Annotated in this window: 19 protein-coding genes and 2 tRNA genes; 8 read left to right on the top strand and 13 right to left on the bottom strand. The window is 28.8% G+C overall.

From position 1 onward, the window contains the following. Window positions 1-45 precede the first annotated feature (45 nt). From nusG to bpuSUM_RS01965, 7 genes are all read right to left on the bottom strand, one after another. Window positions 46-600: a transcription termination/antitermination protein NusG gene (nusG, locus tag bpuSUM_RS01935; RefSeq protein WP_247065554.1), complete on the bottom strand. Its 555-nt coding sequence runs from the start codon at window positions 598-600 to the stop codon at window positions 46-48. A gap of 9 nt (window positions 601-609) precedes the next feature. Next, window positions 610-780 carry a preprotein translocase subunit SecE gene (gene secE, locus bpuSUM_RS01940; RefSeq protein WP_011772344.1) on the bottom strand — a complete coding sequence of 57 codons (171 nt, stop codon included), beginning with the start codon at window positions 778-780 and terminating at the stop codon, window positions 610-612. Between the two features lie 30 nt (window positions 781-810). Then, a tRNA-Trp gene (locus tag bpuSUM_RS01945) sits at window positions 811-882 on the bottom strand. Window positions 883-892: 10 nt separating this feature from the next. Beyond that, on the bottom strand, window positions 893-1072 hold the full coding sequence (gene rpmG, locus bpuSUM_RS01950) for a 50S ribosomal protein L33 (RefSeq protein WP_011772345.1): 180 nt from the start codon (window positions 1070-1072) through the stop codon (window positions 893-895). Window positions 1073-1094: 22 nt separating this feature from the next. Continuing rightward, window positions 1095-1167 (bottom strand) — tRNA-Thr (locus bpuSUM_RS01955). 85 nt (window positions 1168-1252) lie between these two features. Then, window positions 1253-2104, bottom strand: a complete 852-nt coding sequence (locus tag bpuSUM_RS01960; protein WP_247065556.1) for a hypothetical protein — start codon at window positions 2102-2104, stop codon at window positions 1253-1255. Window positions 2105-2115: 11 nt separating this feature from the next. After that, a complete protein-coding gene (locus bpuSUM_RS01965; RefSeq protein ID WP_247065557.1) occupies window positions 2116-3138 on the bottom strand; it encodes a hypothetical protein in 1023 nt (340 codons plus the stop codon). Between the two features lie 75 nt (window positions 3139-3213). On the opposite strand from bpuSUM_RS01965, the gene bpuSUM_RS01970 reads away from it, so the two are divergent. Further along, window positions 3214-4521, top strand: a complete 1308-nt coding sequence (locus bpuSUM_RS01970) for a hypothetical protein (RefSeq protein ID WP_247065558.1) — start codon at window positions 3214-3216, stop codon at window positions 4519-4521. 12 nt (window positions 4522-4533) lie between these two features. Continuing rightward, complete coding sequence (locus bpuSUM_RS01975; protein ID WP_247065559.1) at window positions 4534-5190, top strand: ankyrin repeat domain-containing protein; 657 nt, start codon at window positions 4534-4536, stop codon at window positions 5188-5190. 5 nt (window positions 5191-5195) lie between these two features. Here the strand turns inward: bpuSUM_RS01975 and bpuSUM_RS01980 are convergent, their stop codons facing one another. Next, complete coding sequence (locus tag bpuSUM_RS01980) at window positions 5196-6722, bottom strand: hypothetical protein (protein ID WP_247065560.1); 1527 nt, start codon at window positions 6720-6722, stop codon at window positions 5196-5198. A gap of 138 nt (window positions 6723-6860) precedes the next feature. On the opposite strand from bpuSUM_RS01980, the gene bpuSUM_RS01985 reads away from it, so the two are divergent. Then, the gene (locus tag bpuSUM_RS01985; protein ID WP_247065561.1) at window positions 6861-8051 is read left to right on the top strand and encodes a dicarboxylate/amino acid:cation symporter; all 1191 of its coding nucleotides are present in this window, start codon (window positions 6861-6863) and stop codon (window positions 8049-8051) included. 25 nt (window positions 8052-8076) lie between these two features. On the opposite strand, the gene proS is transcribed toward bpuSUM_RS01985, so the two are convergent. Beyond that, window positions 8077-9543, bottom strand: coding sequence for a proline--tRNA ligase (gene proS / locus bpuSUM_RS01990; RefSeq protein ID WP_247065562.1), 1467 nt, complete (start codon window positions 9541-9543; stop codon window positions 8077-8079). A gap of 587 nt (window positions 9544-10130) precedes the next feature. Between proS and bpuSUM_RS01995 the strand changes: the two genes are divergently transcribed. Then, window positions 10131-10730 (top strand): BAPKO_0422 family outer member beta-barrel protein, encoded by a 600-nt coding sequence (locus bpuSUM_RS01995; protein WP_247065563.1) that lies wholly within the window; start codon window positions 10131-10133, stop codon window positions 10728-10730. 10 nt (window positions 10731-10740) lie between these two features. Further along, entirely contained in the window at window positions 10741-11610 is an 870-nt protein-coding gene (locus tag bpuSUM_RS02000) for a DUF3996 domain-containing protein (RefSeq protein ID WP_247065564.1), read from the top strand. Window positions 11611-11637: 27 nt separating this feature from the next. Here bpuSUM_RS02000 and manA read toward each other — a convergent pair whose 3' ends face one another. Continuing rightward, complete coding sequence (manA, locus tag bpuSUM_RS02005) at window positions 11638-12753, bottom strand: mannose-6-phosphate isomerase, class I (RefSeq protein WP_247065565.1); 1116 nt, start codon at window positions 12751-12753, stop codon at window positions 11638-11640. Beyond that, the gene (locus bpuSUM_RS02010; protein WP_247065566.1) at window positions 12750-14618 is read right to left on the bottom strand and encodes a fructose-specific PTS transporter subunit EIIC; all 1869 of its coding nucleotides are present in this window, start codon (window positions 14616-14618) and stop codon (window positions 12750-12752) included. Before bpuSUM_RS02010 ends, manA begins: the two co-directional genes overlap by 4 nt. A 154-nt stretch (window positions 14619-14772) precedes the next feature. Here bpuSUM_RS02010 and bpuSUM_RS02015 point away from each other — a divergent pair, with 154 nt between their 5' ends. Genes bpuSUM_RS02015 through bpuSUM_RS09945 form a run of 3 tightly spaced genes read left to right on the top strand, consistent with a single transcriptional unit; the run spans window position 14773 to window position 17020 of the window. After that, window positions 14773-15381, top strand: coding sequence for a hypothetical protein (locus bpuSUM_RS02015; RefSeq protein WP_247066277.1), 609 nt, complete (start codon window positions 14773-14775; stop codon window positions 15379-15381). Then, window positions 15378-16259 (top strand): DNA/RNA non-specific endonuclease, encoded by an 882-nt coding sequence (locus bpuSUM_RS02020; protein WP_247065567.1) that lies wholly within the window; start codon window positions 15378-15380, stop codon window positions 16257-16259. The genes bpuSUM_RS02015 and bpuSUM_RS02020 overlap by 4 nt, the downstream gene beginning before the upstream one ends. After that, on the top strand, window positions 16256-17020 hold the full coding sequence (locus bpuSUM_RS09945) for a hypothetical protein (RefSeq protein ID WP_347343289.1): 765 nt from the start codon (window positions 16256-16258) through the stop codon (window positions 17018-17020). The genes bpuSUM_RS02020 and bpuSUM_RS09945 overlap by 4 nt, the downstream gene beginning before the upstream one ends. A gap of 3 nt (window positions 17021-17023) precedes the next feature. On the opposite strand, the gene bpuSUM_RS02025 is transcribed toward bpuSUM_RS09945, so the two are convergent. After that, complete coding sequence (locus tag bpuSUM_RS02025) at window positions 17024-17620, bottom strand: diacylglycerol/polyprenol kinase family protein (protein ID WP_247065568.1); 597 nt, start codon at window positions 17618-17620, stop codon at window positions 17024-17026. Beyond that, window positions 17620-18567: a peptidylprolyl isomerase gene (locus tag bpuSUM_RS02030; RefSeq protein WP_247065569.1), complete on the bottom strand. Its 948-nt coding sequence runs from the start codon at window positions 18565-18567 to the stop codon at window positions 17620-17622. The genes bpuSUM_RS02025 and bpuSUM_RS02030 overlap by 1 nt, the downstream gene beginning before the upstream one ends. Window positions 18568-18649: the final 82 nt, after the last annotated feature.

The raw sequence follows: 18649 nt of genomic DNA on the forward strand, positions 1-18649 counted from the left end.
CTTATGGTAATAACGCCTTTTAAGCTCCCATTAATATACTAATTATTAAACTTTCTCTATATGCTGAAAATCAACCTCAACAGGAGTTGATCTCCCAAAAATTTGAACTGCAACTTTCAATTTCTTTTTTTCATAGTCGATAGACCCAATAACCCCCTCAAAAGAATCAAAAGGACCTCCTTTAATTCTAACTCTCTCACCTTCTTCAAAATCATAAAGTATAAAAATAGATTTATCTGCCTTAATCTCTCCAGCAAGCATAAAAACACTCTTAACTTCCTCATCACTAATTGGAAAAGGTTTTTGCTCTTTATTAGTACCAACAAAATTGACAACACCGGGTATCTTAATAATATTAGCTACAGTGCTTTTCCAATCCTGTTCAGGCAAATCTAACTCAATGAGAATATAACCCGGCCAAATTTTTCTCTCCCGTATTCTCTTTTTTCCGTTTTTTATCTCTTCTACCCTTTCAATAGGGGCCTTCACATCTAAAACATTACTACCAAAAACGCCCTCACTGATCAAAAGTTTTATCTCTTGTTCTACCTTTCTCTCATACTGAGAAAAAGTCTGTAACACATACCAGGCCCTGGACATAATCTTTCCTTAAAATACATAAGTTATAGCAAGATACATGATATAATCTACTATACCTAAAAAAATAGAAATAAAAACAACTAACCAAAAAACCTGTTTTCCGCTGCCTATTACCTCACCATACTTAGGCCATGTTATTTTTTTAAGTTCCAAAACACTCTCTTTAACAAATTTAAACATTTAAAAGCCTCTCTTTAACAATACAGACAACAGGCCAGGAGGGACTCGAACCCCCAACATGCGGTTTTGGAGACCGCCGTTCTGCCCTTGAACTACTGACCTATCACTTTAATTATTTTATTTTACCTTCTTTATGAAGAGTATGCTTCCTGAGAATTGGACAATACTTCATTAATTCTAATTTTTCTTGCTTATTACGCCTATTCTTAGTAGTCGTATAATTTCTAATTCCTGTTTCCTCACATACTAAAGCTATAAGCTCAACAGCACCTTTACCTTTCTTCTTGCCCATAATAATACTCCTGACTACAAAAAGCCCTCAATCGGATTTGAACCGACGACCGCCACCTTACCATGGTGGTGCTCTACCACCTGAGCTATAAGGGCATTACTTCCCTTTATAATAAACTCTTATACCATGTTAATTTATTATCTTAAAAAAGACAAGCCCCCAAATTACATTTTCAGACTCTTATTTAATAATAACAAGCCTACCCTCTCTTAAAAGATTAACATTGTTTTTATTTGAAAATATCTTATTAATAGAATACTTATCAAGTATGATATCTGAATGATTTTTACCATAAACTCCTTTAGCAATTAACCTTAAAGGATAATCTCCAACTCTATCTTTATTTTTATAAGAGATGTCATTCGTATATTCAAACATTCCCCACTTCCTAAGTGCATCTGGCTCAACCATTTTTTTATCAAAATAAAGCTTAATATTTTCATCATAAATCTTAATAAAAAAAGCATCCGTTAATTTTACAACGTCACTTGAGGAAAATTGATAATCATCACCTGCATAAATAATAATTCCAGTATAAACAAATTGATCAATACTTGTATTCATCAATGGATAAAAAGCCATATAAGGCTTACTATGAGCTATGAATAAGTTCACAAAATCAGGAAAAAGACAAAGCTCATACCTAACAGTTATATTTTTTAAATCTTCCGAATATTTCGTATATCCTCTCTTCAAAATGCTATTAAGTCCTGAAAAATAAAGTATTAAATGGGGATCAGAATCAAAATAATCCTCAAAAGTATTATCAGAATCAATTATCATTTCAAAAAGAGACTGTCTTATTAAGGTATCCTTAAAATCATTAACGCTAAACACTAATCTAGACGTAGAATCAAGCCCAACTCTGCCAAATTTATCTTCATCTACCGGTTTAATAATATCAAAATAAATGATCTTTGTATCCCAATCAATTGTTCTCTTTATGCTAGACTTAGATAAAGAATCATTTATAATAGAGACATTAGAATAAAATAAAAATAAAAAACTCAAAAGGCCACTTAATAAATTCACATTAAAACTCCCTACTTTTTCCCCAGATAAACACCTATCCAAGCCCAACCATTATTAATTTCTGGATCTTTTGGATAAGAAATTTTTTTAAAGACAAAATACCATTCCCAAATGTGCTCCCAACCACTAGATCCAAGATAAGATATATCATCACTAGAATCAGCCTCAAAACCACTTGCAAACTGTATTCCATTCTTTCTCCTACTTCCAAGCTTAATCATCGTTGTCAAAAAACTGTTTGTATTAATCGAATTACTTTTACCACCCTTTTGATCCCAGCTTTGAATAAAAAAATTATGTTTATCCCTTATACTCAATAATTTTGTAGTATTCCCAGAAAAAATATATCTTTTAACATCTTGAATCAAGTCATTTAAATTTCTATAAATTATAAAATCCGGATTATTATAATAATTAATCTTTGTAATTACACCAGAATAGTCTATTGAATCTATTCTTAAGTCTGACCTTGGTATTGAAAGCAATTTATTATAATAAAAATACGCTTCATCATAATTTTGAATACTCTCCAAACTTAACGCAAGATTGTAATAATAATTACCCCTATCTGAATTAGTAAGACTTTCTGCACTATCATCAAGCAATAGCTTATAATAACGTATTTTGTGCCTAGCTTCAATATTTAAATTGATAACTCTTTTTGCAATATCTAATTTTACAGAACTATTTTCATAAATGTAATCATCAAAATTATCAACAACATATCTATAATAGGTAAAAGCCACTAAGTCTTCCTTAATTAAAGAATATATATTACCCATCAAATAAAAATATAAAGGATAATATTCTCTACTTTCATCATGAGCAATTTCTTGATTTACAGACCTTAAAGCATCTTGATAATCTTTATTGCGAATATGAATGTCGACTATCCTATCAACAATAAGAAATCTATCTAAACCTTTTTTACTTGACTCTTCTAAAAGACCTACGAGACTTTGAATTTCGCTCTGCTCAATCTTACAACAGCTAAAAACCAGCATTAGTCCAAACGCTTGAATTAATAACTTCATTATTTTTATTATATAATAAAGGTCATGCATAACAAAACACACCTTAAGATCAATAAAAATTATCAGGATTTTAACATGAATAAAAAATTAATTTATATCTTATTGCCAATATTATTTCTATCTTGTTTTAATAAAAACAACAAATATGGTGTTGTCCTAGATTCAAAAAATAGAGAAAAATTGCCAAACGGATCACTTGTCAAAATAGAAGATGTTAATCAAGAGAAAAAAACAGTAACAATAAACTATAATGGAATAAAATTTATCGTACATAAATTTACGATAGAAGAGTTTCAAACAAAAAAAGAAGCAGAAAACTTCAAACTGAGCATTCAACCATACGTAAACAAATATGCTATAAGTAAAAAAGATCTCTTACCATTAAGAACATCTCCTGACAGTTATATAGAAAACATAATATATAGAATTTCGAAAGAAGCTATATTGAAAATCATAGATATCGGGAAAGAAACAGAAGCAGGCTCACTTAAAGGGAAATGGCTATACGTCTTAACAAAAGATGGACACAAAGGTTATGTTTTTGATTATGCACTTGAAATTTTCGATAATATTACAGGTACAATACTCACAAGTCCACTAGATCAAGTATCACAGAATGAAATAATCAATACATTTAACAATATTAAATACTTAAGACCACTTTACTATGAAAAAATGATCGCCTATAACACTTATAACACTAACTTACTAAGAGAAGAGTATGGATTATTTTTTACTCCCAAAAATGAAATAAAAATTAACATACCCGAATTAAGCTTATATTTCAAATTCGATATTGTTGAGGAAGTAAAACCTAATGGGTTTTTATTTAGATCTAAAACTTCAGAGGAAGATTTTATTCTCTTAACAAAAGAGACTCAAAATTACTATAAGTCAATCATAAAAGTTAAAGAACATAATTTTGAGTCAAAATTCGTTATTATTGAACAAAATGTCGAAAAAATTATCCTCGAATCAAAAAAACAAAATCAAAATCTAATAAATAGATTAACTTCTTATGGAACATTAATAAATACACAATACGGAAATATTGAATTTAAAAACGATCAAACTTTCATTTGGAAAATAGATAAAAAAATTTATAATTTTCCAAGTTCTGGGACCTTTGAAATAATAGGGCTTAGTCCAAATTTACAAATTTCATATAAAAAAGCTATCAAATTAATGACTGAGGAAAGAGAAAAATATTTTTGTCTACTAGACTATACAGACAATGCCTTACAACTCATATTTGTATCCCTCAAAAATGTTAAAGACGATTTAATAATAATTGATGACAAGGATAAAATTGCAGTTATACTATTTAATAACGCTCAGTCTAATCAGGATATAATTAAAAAACAATCTCAGAAAACTATTTAAAGGTAAAAGTCAATGAAAATAATGTTCATACTGCTATTAACACAATTTATTACATTCTTAAATGCAAATGAACACACAAAAATAATAAAAGAATTATCAAAAACAATTTATAACCTTAGTAATAAAGAATATGAAATAGATAAAGCAAAGCTAGACAATTTTATAGAGTCAATAGACCTAAATAATACCAATATTTTAAAAGAGTTACAAAAAATAAAAAATGATTTTCTAATCACATCTGTATACTTCCAAAATATAAAGGGTACTTTAATAGCCCTAAATCTCTCAGCAGAAATAAACTTTAAATACAAAATATCTCCCCTATCAATTTCAATCATCAATAATGATTTTCAGACTACCAAAACATTAATAGACTACGGAATTAAAATCAACCAAATAGACGAAACAGAATATCCACCAATATTTTGGGCAATATACCTAAACAATGAAAAAATATTTAATCTTTTAAAAGAAAAAGGAGCTGACTTAAGCATTACTCTAAAAAATGGAAAAACACCTATACAAGCTGCAATAGAAATTGAAAATATTAATTTAATCGAACTACTACTTAAAAAAAATGCTTATATCAAAGATAAATACAAAAAAGAAATTAAGAACTTAAAAAATAGAAATATAAAAAACATACTAAAAAAGTACAAAATAATATAAAATAATTAATATTCACTTGACATTTTAATATTTTTATCTTTCTCAAAAAGCTCCTTATATACAAAAGATTTCTCACTAAGCTCCTCCTTTAAATCTTTAGAAAAAGGGGCATTGCGCCACATTATTCCGCGAACTATCTTCTCAATTTTTTGAATTCCCTTGCTTTCTTTATCTAACCAAAGAAAATAGTCATCTAAAAAGAAGTTCTTAACATTGCCTTTCTTAATAAATTTAGAATAGTATTCATAATACTGACCGGTTATCCCTGTTTCCATCCACCTAAAAGATGCTTGATCTTTTGCAAGTTCCCAAAAAAAATCCCCAATACCTAAAATGATAGCTTTTCTCAAATCTTTAGCATACATAGGTATTAATATTTTACCTCGTCCCTTAGCTCGATTTTTAATATCAACAGGCTCCCAGCAAATTCCCCTCTCACCATAAGATGGTATTAATATAAAATAAGGAACAATCCTTAATAAATCTCCTTTATAATTTTTATAAAAAATTCTAGGCTGAATATTTTCAATTTCTCTAACAAGCTGAATGACTCTTTCTCTACTACCAAAAAACTGAGGATCTACAACTACATTATTTTTAAATAATATTGGAAAATGATTACCCCTAGGTCCAATAGTGAGCTTATTAGCCTCCATTAAAGATCCAATCTCTTCAACTGCAATAGCAGAAAAATTAGGCATATCAATTTCTTGAATTTTATCTTTAATCTCAATAAGCTCCTTATTTGCCTTCTCAATCTGAGACATTAAAGATACAATCTCCTTGTTAGCTTTTACAAACTTATCAATATAATGAGAAGCAAAATTTAAAGGTTTTAAAATATCATCGGAATAAATTTTGCTTACTGTATATTCATTTGTAAATATTTCATCATTAGATGACGTCTCAACAAATAAAAATCTAAACATTCTCTTTAAATTAGCAATAGATTCAGTCATTACCTTATCACTTTTATTAAGTGTACTCTTTGCAAAATCAATATTGGCCAAAAGCTTTTCTCGTTTATTAAACAATATCCTCTTAATGTCGTCATCTTTAATGCTTCCCATCGATTCATCGGTCGCAAGCTTTCTTAATTTCAACTCATTAACGCCATAAATCCATTCATCAAAATAGATAAATGGTTCATTATAATTATTGTCCCAAATGGTCCTGGAAATTAAAGACTTAAGTTTACTGCCAAGAGCATTTGGAAGAAGGGCAGCAAATCTCAATAAAACCTTCTGTTCAATTGTCAAATTCAAAACATTTTCAGCTATTGATTTTAAAAATTCCCAATAAGTATTAATTATTTGTCTATATTTGGCAAACCTGTCACCTTCTTGCACTGACTGTGGACTTAAATAATCTAACAACGCTTTATGAAGCCTAAAACCAATATCTTTATCACTTGAAATAAGATTTTTATAATAATCATCAGTAAAGAAATTTTTATCATGTTCTTCTAACAAATTAATTTCTGGTAACTTTAAATTCAAATCTGTATTGACTAATTCAGGATACTTATACAAGAACTTTCCTCTCCAAAATCGGAATTACTTATATGTTTTAATAATAAATAATATTACCAAAGTTTATATTTACCAAAAAATCTAGTAAGATTTATTATGCTATAAATACTATTTTTCAAACTCGCAAAGGAACAATTTATGAATACAAAAGTAAAATTTTCTCTAATTATGCCTATTGGAATATTGCTTGGATTATTTTTTCCCTCTGAAGCTTACAACACACTCTCACACATTTTCATAAGATTAGCCTATCTCTCCTTAATTCCTTTTTTAATATTTTCAATCCCACTTGGTATAGAAAACATTATTGAAAATAAAAAATTCAGAAAATTATTTGGAAAAACAATCTATTACGGAATCTTAGTTAACATTATAGGAATAATCATATCAATTGTAGTCGCAACAATATATTTACCACAAAGAATACCAATATTAGACAAAAATATTCAAAATATATATACATTTGATCAAACAGCATTTCTTGAAACATTTTTCCCAAAAAATATTTTTATGATACTTACAAATAATAATCCAAATCTTTTAAGTATTTATGTCGTCTCAATAATTATTGGTGCTAGTTTTTATTATGCAAAACAAAAGGGAAGAATTGCTAGAGAACTTATTTTAAGCTTTTCAAATCTTTTTTATCATGCAAACGGGATAGTTGTTAAAATATTACACTTTGGGATTATTTTTATTACAGCAGCATATACTACTAACTTAAAAAATTTCAAAAATTATCAATACTACATAGATAGCATAATCTCTTTATCTTTATGGACAATCATTATTATCCTAATAATAATTCCAATGATTAGCTATAGATTAACCAAAAATCTTAAATTATCATATAAGAACATACTAATATCCATCCAAAATATAATATTTGCAGGTTTAACAATGGATGCTTATGCCCCTTATTCTGTTTTAATAGAAGATATTAAAAATGAAAGAATAAATATAAAAAAATCGATAATCACAAACATACCAATAATTAACTTTATATCTAAATCTGGAACAATTTTTATTTCAACAATCTCATTTTTTATTATTTTAAAATCTTACTCTAGTTTGCCTATATCAATTTACGAAATAAGTTATATGAGCACATTGGCATTTCTTTTTATTTTCGCATTCCCACACATACCAAACAGTTTAATTTACATAATTACAATGCTATGCTCAACTTATACAAAAGGAATTGAACTTAGCTACTCTAACATAATTCCAATACTTCCAATTTTAACATCTCTAGCTTTAATGATCGATTTCACCTCCAACATTGCAATAATACAAATAATAGATTTCAACGAATTAAAAGATACCTAATATTTAGTTTATTAAAAACTAAATATTAATAAGATCTTGCAAATAAAACAAGATGCTTGGCTGCTGTATTGCAATAAATACAAGTTAGATTATTTAAAGGCCTATTTTGAAAATCTTCAGGAATGCATCGTATTGTAGCTTTTGTATCATTTTTAATACTATCTTCACACACTCCATTTCCACACCATGAAGAGAGTACAAACCCTAAATACTCATTGATATAAGTCTTAAAAGTATCATAGTCATTCTCTTTAAACCCAATAATTTCTTTGGTATGCAAATTTCTAAACTCTAATGCTCTATTAAATAATTCACATTGCATAGTTTCAAGCTCATGTCTCATTTTCGATGGCAACTCTTTAACTGACATTTGATACTTAGAGTTTTTATCTTGATCCCTTCTTGCAACAGTGACACAGTCCATAAGAATATCATTAGAACCTACCTCAATACGTATTGGAATTCCTTTAAGTTCCACAGCAGCAAATCTAAATCCTGGAGAATTTTTAAAATCTCTATCAAGCTCAACTCTAAACTTTGCTTCTTTTAAAATATTAAGAATAGTAGTAGAATACTCAAGAATTTTTTTATTAACTTCAGCATCTCTTTTAAAAATAGGAACAATAATAATTTCAATGGGTGCTATTTTTGGTGGCAATACTAAACCCTTACTATCAGAATGAACCATAATCAATGCCCCAATTAACCTAGTCGACACTCCCCAACTAGTAGCAAAAACATAATCCATCTTACCTTCCCTATTTTGGAACTTAACATCAAAAGCCTTAGCAAAATTTAATCCCAAATAATGAGATGTTCCTGCTTGTAAAGCTTTCTTATCTTGCATTAATGCTTCAATTGTGTAAGTAGACACAGCACCTGCAAATTTTTCCCTTTCTGTCTTTTGTCCACAAAATACAGGAATAGCTAAGTAATCTTCAATAAACCGTTTATAAAGGTTTAAAATAAACAAAGTCTCTTCCAAAGCCTCTTTAGCAGTTTCATGTGCAGTATGACCTTCTTGCCATAAAAATTCAGTGGTACGAAGGAATGGTCTTGTTCTTTTTTCCCAACGGATAATATTTGCCCACTGATTTATTTTAACAGGCAAATCTCTATAAGATTTTATCCATTTGCTATACATGTTCCAAATAATTGTCTCAGAAGTAGGTCTTAAAACCAAAGGCTCTGCTAATTCCTCACCACCAGCAGTTGTTATAATAGCAAGTTCCGGTGAAAATCCCTTAACATGTTCTTTTTCTCTCTCCAAAAACTCATAAGGAATAAGCAATGGAAAATATGCATTCTCATGTCCTGTCTCCTTAAATTTATTATCAAGTATGCTCTTAATTCGCTCCCAAATAGCATATCCATAAGGCATAATAACCATACAACCTTTAACAGGACTATAATCAACAAGTTTTGCCTTTCGTACTATATCTAAATACCACTTAGAAAATTCCTCTTCCTTTGAAGAAATAAAATTATCCATAAACCTCACCCTTTTTAAAAAATCCATCATTATAGACAAAATATCATTAATTTATAAGATAAAAAGAGATTTTTTGCTCTTAAAAGAAAATCGTATTATTCCTTATATTAATTATCCAAATCAATGCTATTTAGATCTCTAATATGAATATTGTAATATTTAACTAATAAGAAAATAGCAAAATCACCAAATAAAGATCATACATTAAAAATATGTCTTTAAAAACCATGCGAAAGAGCAAAGAGTAACCTTATCAACCTGCAAATCAAATTCTATACTTAAATTTATATTTATATTAAAAATATGTCAAATATATTTTTAATATAAATCTTTGCTCTAATATTTATTTTTATAAGTTGCAAAAATATGTTTGTATTTCACAATAGATGTTTGAAATAAATGTGTAGAAAAATATTTATGAGTTTAACCTTGACGTTATACCAAAACTTGACATCAATTAAAATAAATCCAATTTTTATGACTAAAAATCATTAAAAACATGTTGAGATAAAAAAATTTTTTACATTTTATGAAACATAATTTTAAAAATTGTGCACATCTATCAAACATAAGTTGAAGGAGAATTTATGAAGACATTATTAAAACTGATTATGATTTTTTTAACAAGTTTATCTGTTGCGACAACGATTGATACATTAAATCTTAACAAGATATTGAATAAGCAACAAAACCAATTTAAATCATTTGGAATAGGATTTGGAATTGGAAACCCTATAACTAACATCATAATTAATTTCCCATATGTAGACATAGATATTGGATATGGGGGCTTCAATGGATTACATCCTAACAATTTCATACCTTATATTGTTCTTGGAACTGATATCCTATTTAAAGAAGAAATTTATCAAAGTATAACGCTCACCGGTGGGCTTGGCATAGGTATCGACTTGTCTCAAATAAAACCAAACGAACAAAATGCTTCAAACATAAAACAAGAAAGTACTCAAGACAAACAAGAAAAATTTGCAATAACATCATCTAACAATAGGTTAGGAATTGTGTTTAGACTTCCTATTATATTAGAATACAGTTTTTTGACAAAGGTTGTAATAGGTTTCAAAGCTATAACAACAATTGGTGGAACAATGATATTTAAACCCACATCAATGGAAGGAATAAGATTTGGATTTTTTGGTTTTGGATTCATAAAAATATACATTTAAAGGAAAATTGATGAAAAACAATACTCAAAAAATATTTATATTATTGTTAATATTTAATTTACAACATTTTGCGTTCTCTAAATCTAACAATAATTATTTCATCAAATGCAAACAAGAAGATGACGGAGAAACCTGCATCACACATGATAAACCTATTCTTGAAGAGCCTAAACCTATTCTTGAAGAGCCTAAACCTATTCTTGAAGAGCCTAAACCTATTCTTGAAGAGCCTAAACCTATTCTTGAAGAGCCTAAACCTATTCTTGAAGAGCCTAAACCTATTCTTGAAGAGCCTAAACCTATTCTTGAAGAGCCTAAACCTATTCTTGAAGAGCCTAAACCTATTCTTGAAGAGCCTAAACCTATTCTTGAAGAGCCTAAACCACACATCATTACAAATTTTTACGCAATGAAAAGGGAAAAAAATCCTTACTCATTTGCAGCGGGAATAGGAACTGGAAATCCTCTTATCAATCTTTTAATCTCAGTTCCATATGTAGACATAGAGCTTGGATATGGTAGTTTCTTATACTTTAATCCTACAAATTTTAAACCTTACAATTTAATTGCCATCGATCTAATTTTTAAACAACAAATAGGAGAATATTTAATAGTTGGAGGAGGTTTTGGAATTGGAACAGACTGGTCCCAAGCAAACTTAACTTCCCCTGGAACTACACAACCTTCTCCTTATGATAGGATAGGAATAGTAACCAGATTACCTTTATCAATAGAACATAAAATTACAAAAAATTTATCATTAGGATTTAAAGTTTATCCTACACTTGGTCCAACAATATTTCTCACAAAACCAAAAATAGTATTTGAAGGGATAAGATTTAAATTCTTTGCAATCGGGTTTATTAGAGTTCTCATGTAAATGATAGCTCCTTAGACCAATTTCTCATTATAAAGATAGTGCAATAAAAATTTCTCCATTTCCACAAATCAATAATTTCTCACCACAATTTCCTATAAATATGCTTTCGCCCTTCTTAAGGCAAACCTCATTATTAATCCGAATTTCTCCATTCATAACTAACAATATCATTACACCATCCCTTTCAAAGCAGATCTCTTCATTTATATTTTTTTGAAATAAACTTAAATTAGTATCTGGAAGCTTAAATACATTAAACCCATCAATTTCCTTCCCCCTCAATAATGAAAATACGCCCTCTTCAAATCTACCAACCTTAAGCATTTCATCTTTGTCAATATATTTAGTGGTAAGACCTGCCCTAATCACATTGTCAGAATTAGTCATAAGTTCAAGACAATCACCCTGAAGATAAGCATGAACTTCTTGACTCTCTGTATAAAGCACCTCACCTGAACTTAACTTAAAAATATACATCCCTAAAAATACCAAAAGACCAATATCTGACCCATAAATCTTATAAATTTCATTAAACCAATAAGCTCTAAAATCATTTATGAAACTTAAATTTTTTTTCACTCGATTAATAGCATCCTCAATTTCAAACTTTTGCAAACTAAATATAATTTTTATAAACTCTTTATGGGTTGCAAAATGAAAATCTAATTTCAATTTTTTATATATACTCTTGATTTCAAAAAGGGGAAGAAATCCTTTAAGAGCATAAAAATCACTTAATGCATAAACAAGTTCTATCTTTGGATTTTTATCCTTATAAATTCGCTTAGAATCATTAATATCTATCCCTTTATCATTCTCAAGTTCAAATCCTTTTAAAGCAATATCTTTTGAGGGATGTATTTGAATTGATAAAGGCTTTTGGACTGAGAGAACTTTAAATAAAAATGATAATTCACTCTCACATCCCAAAAGCTCTTGATGATTTTCTAAAAAATCACAAAGAGAAACATACTGACCATCAACTAATATTTTACTAGAAAATGTCTTATGTGCTCCAAGCCACATCTCAGCCTTAGGCAACCCATCTTCTTTTTGTCCCAGAAGAGAAGGGATGAAACTAGTTCCACCCCAATCATATTCCTTAATTTCATTTTTCATCAAAAATATATTATCAGCTCTCATTTAGATTCCTTCATTTTTAATGATTTTAGAAAAATAACCAAACTTGTTGCAACGGCAACACCAACAGCTATTGCAATAATAAAGCCCAATTTGTTATCAACAACAGGAAGAACTATTGGACCTCCATGCGGAGCATGGTCCGCAACACCCAAAAATGCCGCAATGACACTTGCAACCGCACCTCCAAGCACTATTGAAGGCAACACTCTTGCTGGATCACTAGCAGCAAAAGGAATAGCACCTTCACTAATACCAATAAACGAAATTAAAAACGATATTTTTCCAGATTCTCGCTCATCATCTTCAAATAATTTAGGCATAATTAGAGTAGCAAGTCCCATAGCCATAGGAGGAACAGGAATAGCTGATGCAACCATACCCATTATTTGTGGAACTTGGGGAATCATACCAACACCAAAAAGAAATGCAACTTTATTAAAAGGTCCTCCCATATCAATTGCTACCATAGCACCAAGTATTAATCCAAGAAATAATTTCCCTATAATACCATAAGTTTCTGAATTATTTTGAAGAGATTTAAGGCCATCCTCAAGCAATTTCATGAATTGACCAATATACACACCTCCATAAATCATAAAAAGTCCAACAATAACAGTACTTATTAACGGAATTACAAATATAGGCATCACGGGTTTAAGCCATTCAGGAATCTTTCTCTTTGCTATCCATTTAGCAACAAAACCTGCCATAAACCCTACAAGTATTGCCCCTAAAAATCCTGCTTTAACATCTCTGGCAAGCACACCCCCCACAAGACCTGGTGCAAGACCTGGCTTATCGGCAATTGCCATAGCAATAAACCCTGAAAGTATTGGCAACATCATACCAAAAGCCACACCACCAATATCTGTAATTGTTTTATAAAAAGGATACTTATCAAAATTTGGACCATCAGAACCAATTCCTGCCAAAGATATACCAAACGCTATTAAAATACCACCACTTGCCACAATTGGAATCATAGGAGAGACGCCACTCATTAAGTACTTATAAAAACCAGTTCTACTACTACCAAACTTATCTTTAAGAGAATGAACATTTTTATAATTCAATATGGAAGCACTAAATGCTTCTTTAATAACATTTTCTACACTGTTGATAACCTTCGCAGTTGAAACCTTATAAACTCTCTTGCCATCAAATCTTTCTTCATCAACATCTTTATCCACCGCAAGTATTATAACATCAGCGTCTTTAATATCTGTCTCTGTTAAAGGATTATCAATACCAATAGAACCTTGTGTCTCAACTTTCAGGAAGTACCCTTGTCTTTTAGCCTCAACTTCAAGCTTTTTAGCAGCAATATACGTATGAGCAATTCCCACAGGACAAGCACAAACAGCCACTATTTTTTCTGATTTAGAAACACTTGCTGTATCAGCTATAGATGATCTCTCAACATTTTCTATATAAGAATAAATTTCATCGGCACTCTTTAGAACTTTTAACATATTTTTAAAATCATCACTCTCAAATAATTTAGCTATGAAAGCTATAGACTTAATATGATCATTACCTTGCTGACTTTTTGACATACAAATTAAAAATATTAAATTAACAGGGGGATTATCATCAGACCATTTTATGCCATCGCCTTTTATGTAAAGCAATGAAATAAAACTTGATTTAACAATATCCCCTATAAAATGTGGAATAGCAACTCCATTCTCCCAAGATGTATCACCAATATTTTCTCTCTCAAGTAACCCCTGAAGGAATCTTGTTTTATCATGAGTATAACCTCTTTTACTCACCTGATCAACTAAAAAATTAATTGCTTCTTCCTTGGAATTTATTTTATCAGATATAAAAATAAGCTCCTTTTTTAAAAAATTTAAAAACATAACCTTAAACCTCCTAAGTACTTAAATTAATTCTATCATAATACAAACATTAAACACCGATTCCCCCCTCTTCTTTATTTTCAAATTATTTTATATTATTTAAATAAATTTAATTGTGAAAAAATTAATCGAATTTTGCTTTTTATTACTATGTATTAGCTTATACTCTTCAAATAATGAGGGACACAAAAAATATGAAATAAATAATAAAAAAAGTATATTATTAAAAGAAAAATCAACTAATAATGAAAATGATTTTTTCTCAGTAAAGAGAGGATTTATCTATTCAACAGGAACAGGATTTGGAACAGGATTTTTTTTAAATTCAAAAGTCAATCACATAATATTTAGACCTTATTACATATTTGCCATCAACAATTTTGATTTTCTGGCTGTTTGTATGATCCTAATGATTCAAGAATATAACATCTCTAAAAAAGTTAAATATTCAAGCTCTTACATTGGCACAGGAATAAACTGGCATACCATAAATTTGTCTAAAAAAATGAAATATTTATCTTCTACCATGGGTATTGGGGGACGACTTTACCTTTCAACAAACTTAATAGGAGATTTCAAATTCTATGACAAACTACCTTACGTAATAGAACCATATATATTTTTTGAATTCTCTACAAAAAAAGCTACACCTTACTTAAACATATATTCAAAAATTGAGTGTTTATTTCTTGATACATTCAATATTTCTTTTGATTTCGGAATCAGATATAATCTTAAAAATAGCAACGAGGTAAGCTCATGAAAAAAAGACTAAAAATTTTATTCTGTTTTTACATATTAATCTTACTGGTTTTTTTATTCTTATATCACAATCCTAAAATCTTAAAAAACATAAAAGAAATAGCTTCCAATTATTTAAGCAAAATCAAAGATAAAATTTACGTACCTGAAATCCCAACTGAATTAAAAGAAGAATACCTCTTACCAAAAGGATATCTTACTACCCAAGTGATACATAAAAAATACTATTCTTTAGGGTATGCTGAGAGTGCAAGACAATCAGAATGGGTAGCTTACCAATTAAAAAAAGAAATGGTTGAATTAGCTTTAACCTTGCTTAAAGAAAAAAAAATAACGAGAAGTAAAAATTTTTTTGAAGACCAAGATATTAAGGGAATTGCTCCCAAACTAAGTGATTACCTAAAAAGCGGATATGATAGAGGGCATATTGTCAGTTCTGCTGATATGTCTTTTTCCAAGGATGCAATGCTAGATACCTATTTTCTCTCAAACATATCTCCTCAACAAAGGGAATTCAACTCAGGAATCTGGCTCAAACTTGAACAATTAGTTAGAAAATGGGCTATCTTAAAAGAAAAGATTTATATTGTTAGTTCAGGAATTTTAACAGAAAATAAAGGATTTATTGGAAAGAATAAAATTTTAGTCCCAAAAAATTTTTATAAAATAATACTATCATTAAACAATAACAAATTTTATGATATATTGGCTTTTATTATTCCAAATGAAAAGGCCAAAGACTCAGAACTCAGAAATTACGTTGTAAACGTTAATTTAATTGAAGAAAAAACTAAAATAGATTTCTTTGCAAAACTTGATGCTGAAATAAAAAAAATAATTAAAATGAAAAAAGACATACGTTCTTGGAAATTCAAATGAAAACACTCTTTGCAAAATTAAATATTTTCCTGTTAACAACTCTTGTCTTAGGAATAATTATTATATCAATATTTATGTATTATATAAACTTTAATATAAACTTCTATACCTATATTATTAAAATTTATAATAAAAATTTATTGATTTTGATCAATAAATTTTTTATCTTCAGCATTGGAATCATAGGATCTATTTGGACATGCATCAACTATAAAAGAACAAATAATATACAATTTGTATTCTTTTATTGTTTCATTCTCTCATATATATTTGAACCTATTTCAATTTTTAAATATTATTTTTTAAGTAATATATTAAGCCTAGAATTTTATTATTTTATGAAATTTTATAACTTAATAACTGTATTTTCATTACTAAATTTATTCTTCTTAAGCCTATATATATGTGATTTTCAAATAAAATCAATAACCTATGCTATTTTCTTAATTTTCACTTTTTCAATGGTCTATAACTCTTTAGCCCCTATTAATGCATATGAATACACAAAGGATTTTCTCTCTTCAACAGCAAATAATAAATTTTATGTCTATTTATTTTTATTACTAATACCTATAAATTTTTTAGTATCATGCTTAAGGAAAAAAAACCTAAGCTACTTTTTACTTTTTATATCAATATCACTAATAATATCAGGAATCTATCTCAATTTTATAGAAATAACCTATGCATTCATCCCAATCTTAATAGGAGCACCAATGTATTTAAAAGAATCAGGAAAAGTTTTCTTCTATTGGCTATAAAATTTAAGCAATCAATACAAAAGATAAAGTCGCTACACCTACAGGCAAAAATAAATTATCGTATCTTTCACAATCAAAAAGCTCAACAAGCACAGCTCCCATCCCAACAATTGATGCTATTATAAAATTCGGAAAAAAATAATAACAAACAATAAAAGCAACCAAAAAAACAGCAACACTACCTGAGAATGTTTTATTATTTACAAGTTTAAAAGATGGAATTAGTTTACCAACAAGACTTGCAAGACCATCTCCAAGACATGCAGAAAATATCCCAATATAACTAAAAGGCTTATCTATAAGAAAATAAGTACAAAAAATACTCACTACCAAAAATATTGGCGAGAGAGATATTTTGTATGAAGCTACCTCTCTAGACTTTATTATTATTTCTGATATACCTCTTAAAAAAAATAAATTTATTTCCATAATTCTAAATATTTCCAAAATTAAATATGCAAACATAAAAAATAGACTAGATACAAGACCTATCCAAAAATTTAACCTATAAAACAATAAAAATAATAAAGTAGAAATATGAAAAAATTTTCTATAAAGCTCATATTTAATATTTTCGTTATGAAAAACTTGATCAAACATTAATTAATTTTCCTTAAAATAATATTAAACTTCAAAAAAGAATTTGCTTTTATAAAGTCACCAATACTTCTCTCTCCATAAGCAAGATTTGGTGGAATTATTACTATTCTCTCCTCTCCCTCGCACATATCTGACAACATTACGTCCCAACCTTCAATCACTTGACCACTCCCAACCACAAACTCTATTGGCTTGCCTCTGTCAATTGAACTGTCAAATTTTACTCCACTTAGTAAAAATCCCTCATAATCTACTTTGATAGTATTGCCACTTTTAACATTTTTGCCATTTCCTTGTTTATTTATCTTATATAAGATACCATTTTTATCCTTTTGAAAATCTTTGTAATCTTTGTCAATTATTTCAAGCTGAAAAGCCATGTATTTTTTAACCTCAGCAGTCTTCTTTGCCTCATAACTTTCTTTTAATTTTAAAAATTCTTCATTGTCAACTTTAAAAGCTTTTGCATCCTCACCAACACGAATAATCCTTACTTGCTCTATTTTATCTCCTTGACGTATATTACGAACCGTATCCATTCCCGCAACTACCTTACCAAAAATTGAATGCTTAAGATCAAGATAAGTAAGATTATCTGCAAGAGTAATAAAAAACTGACTCCCATTGGTATCAGGACCTGAATTAGCCATAGAAACAATTCCTGGTTCATTATGACTCAAATTTTTGTTTAATTCATCGGGAAAAACATAACCAGGACCTCCAGTACCCGTTCCGGTAGGATCTCCTGTCTGAATAACAAATTCATCAACAACCCTATGAAAAATAATATTTTCAAAATAAGGCTGACTTGTAACAGAATTTTTAATAGTACCTTCACTAAGACCAATAAAATTCATGACTGTTAGAGGTGCAATTTTATAGTAAAGTTCAATCTCTATATTTCCTTTATTTGTATCAATTGATGCAAATATTCCTTTTTTTTTCACTAAATCTTTCCTTTTGCTATCACAAGTTATTAGCATTAAAATCAATAAAAAATATAATAAACATCTCTTCACAAATGTATTC

Origin of the sequence: Borrelia puertoricensis (assembly GCF_023035875.1) — a bacterium.
GTDB lineage: Bacteria > Spirochaetota > Spirochaetia > Borreliales > Borreliaceae > Borrelia > Borrelia puertoricensis.